The organism is Limimaricola litoreus (assembly GCF_024159025.1).
GTDB classification, from domain to species: Bacteria; Pseudomonadota; Alphaproteobacteria; order Rhodobacterales; family Rhodobacteraceae; genus Limimaricola; species Limimaricola litoreus.
The window spans coordinates 1-8,627 of record NZ_JAMYXC010000292.1; the positions used below are offsets into that span (position 1 = coordinate 1).

General features: G+C 70.7%; 10 protein-coding genes. 3 read left to right on the top strand and 7 right to left on the bottom strand.

Features of this window, described 5'->3' with window-relative positions:
• Both NHG85_RS17805 and NHG85_RS19975 read right to left on the bottom strand, forming a co-directional pair.
• Window positions 1–564, bottom strand: a 564-nt coding sequence (locus NHG85_RS17805) for a tRNA1(Val) (adenine(37)-N6)-methyltransferase (RefSeq protein ID WP_253334928.1), incomplete at its 3' end; no start/stop codon positions are given.
• A complete protein-coding gene (locus tag NHG85_RS19975; RefSeq protein WP_502213727.1) occupies window positions 542–916 on the bottom strand; it encodes a putative signal transducing protein in 375 nt (124 codons plus the stop codon). The genes NHG85_RS17805 and NHG85_RS19975, both read right to left, overlap by 23 nt.
• On the opposite strand from NHG85_RS19975, the gene NHG85_RS17815 reads away from it, so the two are divergent.
• Window positions 806–1,804, top strand: coding sequence for a polyprenyl synthetase family protein (locus NHG85_RS17815; RefSeq protein ID WP_253334933.1), 999 nt, complete (start codon window positions 806–808; stop codon window positions 1,802–1,804). The two genes, NHG85_RS19975 and NHG85_RS17815, sit on opposite strands and share 111 nt — an antisense overlap.
• Here NHG85_RS17815 and NHG85_RS17820 read toward each other — a convergent pair.
• From NHG85_RS17820 to NHG85_RS17830, 3 genes are all read right to left on the bottom strand, one after another.
• Complete coding sequence (locus tag NHG85_RS17820; RefSeq protein WP_253334935.1) at window positions 1,797–2,657, bottom strand: 4-(cytidine 5'-diphospho)-2-C-methyl-D-erythritol kinase; 861 nt, start codon at window positions 2,655–2,657, stop codon at window positions 1,797–1,799. The two genes, NHG85_RS17815 and NHG85_RS17820, sit on opposite strands and share 8 nt — an antisense overlap.
• A 2-nt stretch (window positions 2,658–2,659) precedes the next feature.
• Entirely contained in the window at window positions 2,660–4,366 is a 1,707-nt protein-coding gene (locus tag NHG85_RS17825) for a tetratricopeptide repeat protein (protein WP_253334937.1), read from the bottom strand.
• A gap of 101 nt (window positions 4,367–4,467) precedes the next feature.
• Window positions 4,468–6,138: an electron transfer flavoprotein-ubiquinone oxidoreductase gene (locus NHG85_RS17830; protein ID WP_253334939.1), complete on the bottom strand. Its 1,671-nt coding sequence runs from the start codon at window positions 6,136–6,138 to the stop codon at window positions 4,468–4,470.
• A 199-nt stretch (window positions 6,139–6,337) separates the two neighbouring features.
• Here NHG85_RS17830 and greA point away from each other — a divergent pair, with 199 nt between their 5' ends.
• Both greA and NHG85_RS17840 read left to right on the top strand, forming a co-directional pair.
• Window positions 6,338–6,808: a transcription elongation factor GreA gene (gene greA / locus NHG85_RS17835; protein WP_253334941.1), complete on the top strand. Its 471-nt coding sequence runs from the start codon at window positions 6,338–6,340 to the stop codon at window positions 6,806–6,808.
• Between the two features lie 28 nt (window positions 6,809–6,836).
• The gene (locus NHG85_RS17840; RefSeq protein ID WP_253334943.1) at window positions 6,837–7,793 is read left to right on the top strand and encodes a hypothetical protein; all 957 of its coding nucleotides are present in this window, start codon (window positions 6,837–6,839) and stop codon (window positions 7,791–7,793) included.
• A gap of 3 nt (window positions 7,794–7,796) precedes the next feature.
• Here NHG85_RS17840 and NHG85_RS17845 read toward each other — a convergent pair whose 3' ends face one another.
• Both NHG85_RS17845 and NHG85_RS17850 read right to left on the bottom strand, forming a co-directional pair.
• On the bottom strand, window positions 7,797–8,378 hold the full coding sequence (locus tag NHG85_RS17845; RefSeq protein WP_253334945.1) for a GNAT family N-acetyltransferase: 582 nt from the start codon (window positions 8,376–8,378) through the stop codon (window positions 7,797–7,799).
• Window positions 8,375–8,627: glycosyltransferase family protein (locus NHG85_RS17850; protein ID WP_502213726.1), on the bottom strand; the 253-nt coding region annotated here is incomplete at its 5' end. The genes NHG85_RS17845 and NHG85_RS17850, both read right to left, overlap by 4 nt.

Consider the following 8,627-nt stretch of genomic DNA (forward strand, 5'->3'; position numbering starts at 1 on the left):
CCCGCCCATGCGCCCGTGCAGCGCGGCCATGATCTCGGGCAGGCGGTCCGCGCGCTGGATCAGCGTCAGCCGCCCCAGCGGCGCCACCCGGCGCGCCATCGCGTCCACCCAGCTTGCCATCGGCAGCGGCGCGCCGAAGGCGGTTTCCTTGGCCGGATCGGGCGCGGGGCGCGAATGGGCCCGGTCGAAATAGGGCGGGTTGGCGATGACGTGATCGAATCGCCGTGCCTTGATGGCGGGAGGCAGGGCCCGCAGATCGGCGGTGTGGATCTCGGCCCGCGCGCCGTTCAGCGCGGCGTTGCGGCGGGCGAGCTCGGCATAGGCGGGCTGGATCTCCACGCCCCACAGCGAAACTTCGGGCACCCGCGCGGCAAGGCACATCAGCGCGGCCCCCGCGCCGCAGCCCAGCTCGAGCACGCTCTGTCCCGGCCTGGCCCCGGTGGCGGCGGCAAGCAGCACCGGATCGGTCCCCGCCCGGTAGCCGCGCCGCGGCTGCAGCAGCGTCACCCGCCCGCCGAGAAAGGCGTCACGGGTCAGCGCCTCATCGGCCCAGGTCGATGTCATTGTCGCGCATGGCCCGTTCGGCGGCGGCGTGATCGTCGCTGCGCACCATCAGGCGGCGCGGCAATATGCCGATGCTGCCTTCGAGGATGCTCGTGTTTACGTCCCACTCGAAGCAGTCTATACCCTCGCCGTTCAGGAGGGCGGTGGCAAAAGCGATGACCGTCGGGTCGTTGCTGCGCAAAAGCTCTTTCATCCGCAACCAGCTAGGGCGTTTCGACGCTCTTGTCGAGAAGACGCCGCCATGGACCTCGCCACGCCGACAGCAAAGCCGCACGACCGCCTCGCCCATGCTCTCTCCGGGGACATGCAGGCCGTCAACGCGATGATCCGCGAGCGCATAGCCTCCGAGCATGCGCCCCGCATCCCCGAGGTGACAGCGCATCTGGTCGAGGCCGGGGGCAAGCGGCTGCGCCCGATGCTGACGCTCGCCGCCGCGCGGCTCTGCGGTTATGACGGCCCCTATCACATCCACCTCGCCGCGACGGTGGAGTTCATCCACACTGCGACGCTCCTGCATGACGACGTGGTCGATGACAGCAAGCAGCGGCGTGGGCGGCCCACGGCGAACCTGTTGTGGGACAACACCTCGTCGGTGCTGGTGGGCGATTACCTCTTCGCCCGCTCGTTCCAGGTGATGGTCGAGACCGGTTCGCTGCGGGTGTTGGGCATCCTGTCGAACGCCTCGGCCACCATCGCCGAGGGCGAGGTGCTGCAGCTCACCGCGGCGCGCAACCTCGAGACCACCGAGGAGACCTATCTGCGGGTGGTGCGCGGCAAGACCGCGGCGCTGTTCTCGGCCGCGACCGAGGTCGGCGGCATCATCGCCGGCGCGCCCGAGCCGCATGTCGCGGCACTGCGCGCCTACGGCGACGCGCTCGGCATCGCCTTCCAGATCGTCGATGATCTGCTCGACTACGGCGGCACGGCGGCGATCGGCAAGGCACTCGGCGACGACCTGCGCGAGGGCAAGTTGACGCTGCCGGTGATCCGGGCGCTGGCCCAGGCCGATGCCGAGGAGCGCGCCTTCTGGAGCCGGACCATCGGCAAGGGCCGGGTCGAGGCGGGTGATCTTGATCGCGCGCAGGCGATCCTCGCGCGGCACGGCGCGCTGGAAAGCACCCGTCAGACGGCGCTCGACTGGGCCGAGCGCGCGCGCCTCAGCCTGCGGGCGCTGCCGGATCACCCCTTGAGCGAGATGCTCGAGGATCTGGCGAGCTACGTGGTCGAGCGGATCAGCTGAGCAGCGGCGCCGGGGCGACCCACCAGCCCATCTCCGATAGCTGGATCGCGCGGGCGACCTGCCGCGCGCGGCCCATGTCGCGGGTCAGGCCCACGCAGGTCGCGCCAGAGCCGGACATCACCGCAAGATCGACGCCGGGCATGGCGCGCAGCCGCTTGAGCGCGCGGGCGATCTCGGGCGCCAGCGCCTCGGCCGGGGCCTGTAGGTCGTTGCGCTGCGCGCCGAGCCATTCGATGAAACCCTCGTAATCGAGCCGCTCCGGCATCTCCGCCATGGGGGCGTTGTCGGACTGCGCGAGCTTGTCGAAGACCTGTCCCGTCGGCACCTCGACGCCGGGATTGACCAGCACCAGCCCGCAGCCGGGCAGGGCGGGCAGGGGGGTCAGGCTTTCGCCGATGCCGCGCATCCGCGCCGGGGCCGGGGCATGGAGGCAGACCGGCACGTCGGCCCCGAGTTCGAGCACGATCGGATCCTCGGGCGCGAAATTCTCCACCCCCCAGACCCGGCTCAAGAGCCGCAGCGCCGCGGCGGCATCCGACGAACCGCTGCCGATGCCCGCGGCATGGGGCAGCGTCTTGGTCAGCTTGATCCGCGCACCCTGCGCCACGCCGCGCGTGGCCTGCAGCACCCGCGCGGCGCGCAGGATCGAGTTGCTCTCGTCGACCGGCACGCCCTTGGAAAACGGCCCCATCACCTCGAGCGTCAGATCAGTCGCGGGCAGGGCGGTCAGCTGATCGCCTACCCCGGCAAAGGCGACGAGGCTGTCGAGCAGGTGATAGCCCCCGGCGCGCAGCCCGGTGACGTGCAAGGCCAGGTTGATCTTGGCCGGTGCCAGCCCCTTGTCGAGCGCCATGCTCACTCCCCCCGCGCGACCTGCCGAAGCGGCACGCCGCCCTCGGCCGAGATCACCGCATCGAGCCCTTGTTCGAGCTTCTTGCGGATGCGGAGGGCTTCCTCCGGGGTCGGGTCGAAGGACAGCGCGCGCTGCCATTGGAACCGCGCCTCGGTTTGGCGCCCCACGGCCCAGTAGCCATCGCCCAGATGATCGTTGACGATCGGATCCACGGGCTCCAGCTCGGCGGCGCGTTCGAGATGGCCGACCGCCTCCTCGTAGCGGCCAAGCTTGAACTGCGCCCAGCCAAGGCTGTCGACGATCGCGCCGTTGTCGGGCTGGCTGCGCACCGCGCGTTCGATCATGTCCAGCGCCTCATCGAGCGCCTCACCGCGTTCGACAAGGGAATAGCCGAGGAAATTCAGCACCTCGGCGCGGTCGGGGTCGATCTCGAGCGCGGCGCGGAAATCGGCCTCCGCGCCGGGCCAGTCGTTCCGCTCGTGCCGCGCGATGCCGCGCATGTAGTAGAGCCACCACGCGGCTTCCTCGCCGGCCAGTTCCAGCGCGGCGCTGTAGGCGGCCTCGGCGGCGGCGGCATCCTCGCGGGCGCGCTGCAGGTCGCCGATCGCCACATGGACCTCGGCCAGATCGGGTGCCGTGCGCGACAGCTGTTCGAGCACTTCGAGCGCGCGCGCGGTTTCGCCCGCGCGGCGCAGCACGGCGGCGCGGCCCAGCTCGGCGGTGACATGGGCGGGATGATCCTCGGGCACCTCGGCATAGGCCTCCTGCGCCAGATCCAGCCGTCCGGCCCGCTCCAGCAGGGTCGCGGTGACAAGCAGCGCCTCGACCCGGTCGGGGTCGAGCGCCAGTGCCGCGCGGCTGTAAAGCAGGGCGAAGGCCCCCGGCGCCTCGCTGCCCAGCGCGCCCGCGACGCTGACATAGAGATCGGAGAGGCCCTCGACGGCGGAGGTGACCTCGTCATAGGCGGCGTCGGGCTCTTGCGCGATCCGCTGCCTCAGCGCCTCGAGGACCGCATCGCCGCGCCCGACACGGTCGAGCAGCGCCAAGGCTTCCTCGTGCCGGTCGAGACGCCCCAGGATGCGGGCATGGGCGGTGACGACCTGCCGGCTCAGCGGCAGCCCGTTGCCCGGGGCCGAAGCGAGGATCGCCTCGGCGGCCGAGAGATCGCCCGCCACCGAGAGCGCCATCGCCTTGTGATAGAGGCCGAAGCCGCGCAGGCCGCGGGTTTCGATCACCTCGTCGAAGGCCGAGAGCGCCTGATCCATGCGGCCCTGCCCGAGCCGGGCCCAGGCGCGGGTCAGCCCGTCGGCCAGCGGACCGATGCCGCGATCGGCCTCCATGAGATCGAAGATCGCGTTCCAGTCGCCGCGCTTCGCCGCGTCGATCTGCAGCACCATGTTGGCGACGGGGCTGGGCGCGCCAGTCTCGCGCAGGCGCTCGGCCAGCGGCACGGCGGCCTCCGCCTCGCCCGAGGCCAGAAGCCCGCCGATCGCCCCTTCGAGCAGGGCGGGGTTGCGCGGATCGGCCCCGAGCGCGGTCTGGAACCAGTCGGCGGCGGCCTCGTAATCCTGGGCGGCGGCGGCGACGCGGGCGGCAAGGTAGGGGCCCGCATCGGTACCGGCGCTCTGGGCGACGGCGAAGGCAGGGGCAAGAGGGGCTGACAAGAGCCCGGCCGTCACGGCCAGGGCCCGCAGGCTTCGGGTCACCATCATTCTGCTCCTGCCATTCCGGTCTTGGTGTTGGCAGGCAGGCTAGAGAGGCCGGCGGGCCCGCGCAATGCGGGTTCCCGCCGACCGGCGGATATCCGCGATCACATGTTCGGGTAGTTCGGCCCGTCGCCGCCCTGCGGCACCGTCCAGACGATGTTCTGGCTGGGGTCCTTGATGTCGCAGGTCTTGCAGTGGACGCAGTTCTGGAAGTTGATCACGAACTCCGGCCCGTCGTCCTTTTCGACCACCTCGTAGACCCCGGCCGGGCAGTAGCGCTGCGCAGGCTCGGCATAGACCGGCAGGTTCTTTTCGATCGGGATGCTCGGGTCCTTGAGCCTGAGGTGGCAGGGCTGGCTTTCCTCGTGGTTGGTGCCCGAAAAGCTGACATTGGTCAGCCGGTCGAAGCTCAGCACGCCGTCCGGCTTGGGGTAGACGATCTCGGCGTGGTCCCTGGCCGGTTCCGTCGCCTCGGCGTCGGACTTGCCGTGGCCCATTGTGCCCAGAAGCGAGAAGCCCAGCGTGTTGGTCCACATGTCGAAGCCGCCCAGCGCCATGGAGGCGGTGAGCCCCCAGCGCGACCAGAGCGGCTTGACGTTGCGCACGCGCTTGAGGTCCTTGCCGATCGCGCCCTCGCGCACCGCCGCATCGTAGCTTTCGAGAACGTCGCCCGACCGGCCCGCCTTGATCGCCTCATGCGCGGCCTCGGCGGCGTGGATGCCCGAGAGCATGGCATTGTGGTTGCCCTTGATGCGCGGCACGTTGACCATGCCCGCCGAGCAGCCCAGGAGCGCGCCGCCCGGGAAGGCGGTCTTCGGGAGCGACTGCCAGCCGCCCTCGGTGATCGCGCGGGCGCCGTAGGCCACGCGCTTGCCGCCCTTCAGCAGCTCGGCCACCACCGGGTGGTGCTTGAAGCGCTGGAACTCCTGATAGGGGCGCAGATAGGGGTTCTTGTAGCCCAGGTGCACCACGAAGCCGACATAGACCTGATTGTTGTCGAGGTGGTAGATGAACGAGCCGCCACCGGCGTTCTTCTCCAGCGGCCAGCCCATGGTATGCTCGACCCGGCCCTCGCTGTGCTTGGCGGGATCGATCTCCCAGATCTCCTTCATGCCGAGCCCGTATTTCTGCGGCTCGCGGCCCTGCGCCAGATCGAAGCGTTCGATCGCCTGCTTGGAGAGCGAGCCGCGCACGCCTTCGCCGAGGAAGACGTATTTGCCCAAGAGCTCCATGCCCGGCTCGTAGCCCGGCCCCGGCGTGCCGTCGGCGTCGCGGCCGAACTCGCCCGCGACCACGCCCGCGACGCGGCCATCCTCGCCCCAGACGATCTCCGAGCAGGACATGCCCGGAAACACCTCGACGCCGAGTGCCTCGGCCTGCTCGGCCATCCAGCGGCAGACATTGCCCATCGAGACGATGTAATTGCCGTGGTTGTTCATCAGGGGCGGCATGAGCGCGTTGGGGATGCGCACCGAGCCGCCTTCGCCCAGCATCAGGAAGCGGTCTTCCTTGACCGGCACGGTGATCGGCGCGCCCATCTCGCGCCAGTCGGGCAAGAGCCGGTCGAGGCCGCAGGGATCGAGCACCGCGCCCGACAGGATATGCGCGCCGACCTCGGAGCCCTTTTCCAGCACCACCACGGAGGTTTCGGGGTCGAGCTGCTTGAGGCGGATCGCCGCCGACAGGCCCGCGGGCCCCGCGCCGACGATCACCACGTCGTATTCCATCGCCTCGCGCTCGGGGCGGGTCTCGGTCTGGCTGGTGGCTTCGGTCATGGCGGTGTCCCTGTTGGCTCTCCTGCTCCGCGCCAAGGCCTATCGCATGCGCCCGGCACGCACAATTGCGACCCCGCGCCACGCTCGCTTGCAAGCGGCTCCCGGAGCAGGGCCCGGGGCCGGGCTTGACTTCGTCCCGCCCCTAAGGGTTAGAACGTCCGGTGTTGCACGGCCCCGCATGGGGGAAAGGCTGTATAAAATGGAAAAGATTCCGCTGACGCGCGCCGGTTTCGCCAAGATCGACGCGGAGCTGAAGCACCTGAAATCGGTCGAGCGCCCGGCGATCATCGCGGCGATCTCGGAGGCGCGAGCGCATGGCGACCTGTCGGAGAACGCCGAGTATCATTCGGCCAAGGAAAAGCAGAGCTTCATCGAGGGCCGGATCAAGGAGCTCGAAGGGGTGATCGGCCTTGCCGACGTGATCGACACCTCGAAGATGAAGGGCAGCGTCAAGTTCGGCGCGACCGTCAAGCTCGTCGACGAGGACACCGACGAGGAGAAGACCTACCAGATCGTCGGCGAATACGAGGCCGACATCGAGGCGGGCCGCCTCAACATCAAGTCGCCGCTGGCGCGCGCCTTGATCGGCAAGGACGAAGGCGACAGCGTCGAGGTCCGCACGCCGGGCGGCGAGAAGTCCTACGAGATCCTGAGCGTCAGCTATTCGTGAGGCCGCGCGAGCGGCCCGGAAGGGCGGTATGAGCGACGATCCCGACACTCCGCGCGCGCCCGAGGCGCCGCCTTCGGACCATGCCATGCCATGGGAGCGGATGGGCCGCGCCGAGCGCATCGCCGCCGGGGCGAGCCTTCTATGGGCGCTTGGCGCCGGGCTGGCCATGGCGCTGGGCGGCGCGACGCTGGTCGGGCCGGTGCTGGTCGTCGTGGTGCCCGTCGCGCTGTTGTGGATCGGGCTCTTCGCGAGCCACGCCTCGCGCAGCGCACGCGAGGAATCCCACCGGCTGCGGGCCGAGATCCAGACCCTGCAGCGCAGCCTGCGCACCCAGGCGCGCGGTGGCGGACTGCCGGCCGAGCTCGACCGGCGTCTTGCCGGGATCGAGCGCGCCGCGCGCCAGACCGAGACGGCGCTGGCGGGATTCGGCGTGATGCGCCCCGAGCCCGCCCCCGAAGCCGAGCCGGAGGCCGAGACGGAGATACCCGCGCCGGAGCCCGACCCCGCACCGACGCTTGGCCGGGCCGAGCTGGCGCGCGCGCTGAACTTTCCCGACAGCGATCAGGATCTCGAAGGCTTCGCGGCGCTGCGCGCGGCGCTGCGCGACACCCGCGCGCGCCAGCTCATCCAAGCCAGCCAGGACGTGCTGACTCTGCTGAGCCAGGATGGCATCTACATGGACGACCTCGCCCCGCCGCCCGCACCCGCCGAAGCCTGGCGCGCGCTGGCGCGCGGCGAGCGCGGCGCACCGCTCGCGCCTTTGGCGGAAGGGCTCGATGCCGAAGGCATGGCCGGAATCGCGACCGCGCGGATGGGCGAGGACACGATCTTCCGCGACACGGCGCAGCATTTCCTGCGGCTGTTCGACCGGATGCTCGACGATTACTGCGACGGGGCGGAGGACGAGGAGATCGCGCTTCTGGCCGAAACCCGGACCGGGCGCGCCTTCCGTCTGCTCGGTGCCGCGGCGGGCAACTTCTCCTGAGCCTCAGCCGAGGCGGCGGATCATCGTCGTGGTGGCGCGAAACCCGAAGACGAGCCGCAGCGGCCCCGCGGGGCGGCGCCCGGCGGCGATGAAGCCGCGCCGCTCGTAGAGCGCGCGGGCGCGGATGTTCTCGTCGACGACCTCGAGCCTGATCTCGCGGTGGCCGCGCGCGCGCGCCTCCTGCGCCAACGCTTCAATGAGCCGCGATCCGACGCCGCGCCCGCGCGCCTCGCGCGCCACGAAGATCCCGTCGACGAGGAAACGGGCATTGTCCACGTCGCTTTCAAGCAGGTTCAGCAAGCCGGCGCGCCAGACCGCCCCGAGCGGACCATAGGCCGCGCGCAGCGCCCCGGATCCGCCCAGCACCAGCGCCCCGCGCGCTGTCTTGAACCCAGCCACGCCGAGCAGCGCGTCGTCCGCGGCACGGGCACAGAGCGCGTGGTCCGGATCGAGCGCGTGGTCGATAAAGCGCAGCGCCCGGGGGCGGGGGCCCAGCACCCGCCCCAGCTTGGGGCCGAAAGCCTCCCAGTAGAGCGCCGCGATGCGCGCCCGCTCGTGCTCCTCAAAGCCCTTTTCGATCTTCACCGCCGCGCCTCGGCGCGCGCGAAATCCTCCGGTGTGTTGAGGTTGGCGAAGGGATCGGGCGTGCCTTGGGGGAAGGCCGCGAGCGCCGCGCCGTGGCGCTGGGCCCAATCGCCGATCCGCCGCGCCCCGGCGGCGATGTCCCGCTCCAGCGTGTCGCGCAGCCGCACAGGCCACAGGCCGCAGACCGGGTGCAGCCGCCCGCCGCATTCGGCCAGCGCCAGGCCGTCGCTTTCTTCGCTCGCGAGAATC

Excerpts from the sequence above, each read along its gene's own strand:
- NHG85_RS17815 (WP_253334933.1), top strand. The coding sequence starts at position 806 with ATGGACCTCGCCACGCCGACAGCAAAGCCGCACGACCGCCTCGCCCAT.
- NHG85_RS19975 (WP_502213727.1), bottom strand. The coding sequence starts at position 916 with ATGCTCGGAGGCTATGCGCTCGCGGATCATCGCGTTGACGGCCTGCAT.
- NHG85_RS17820 (WP_253334935.1), bottom strand. The coding sequence starts at position 2,657 with ATGGCGCTCGACAAGGGGCTGGCACCGGCCAAGATCAACCTGGCCTTG.
- NHG85_RS17825 (WP_253334937.1), bottom strand. The coding sequence starts at position 4,366 with ATGGTGACCCGAAGCCTGCGGGCCCTGGCCGTGACGGCCGGGCTCTTG.
- NHG85_RS17830 (WP_253334939.1), bottom strand. The coding sequence starts at position 6,138 with ATGACCGAAGCCACCAGCCAGACCGAGACCCGCCCCGAGCGCGAGGCG.
- greA (WP_253334941.1), top strand. The coding sequence starts at position 6,338 with ATGGAAAAGATTCCGCTGACGCGCGCCGGTTTCGCCAAGATCGACGCG.
- NHG85_RS17840 (WP_253334943.1), top strand. The coding sequence starts at position 6,837 with ATGAGCGACGATCCCGACACTCCGCGCGCGCCCGAGGCGCCGCCTTCG.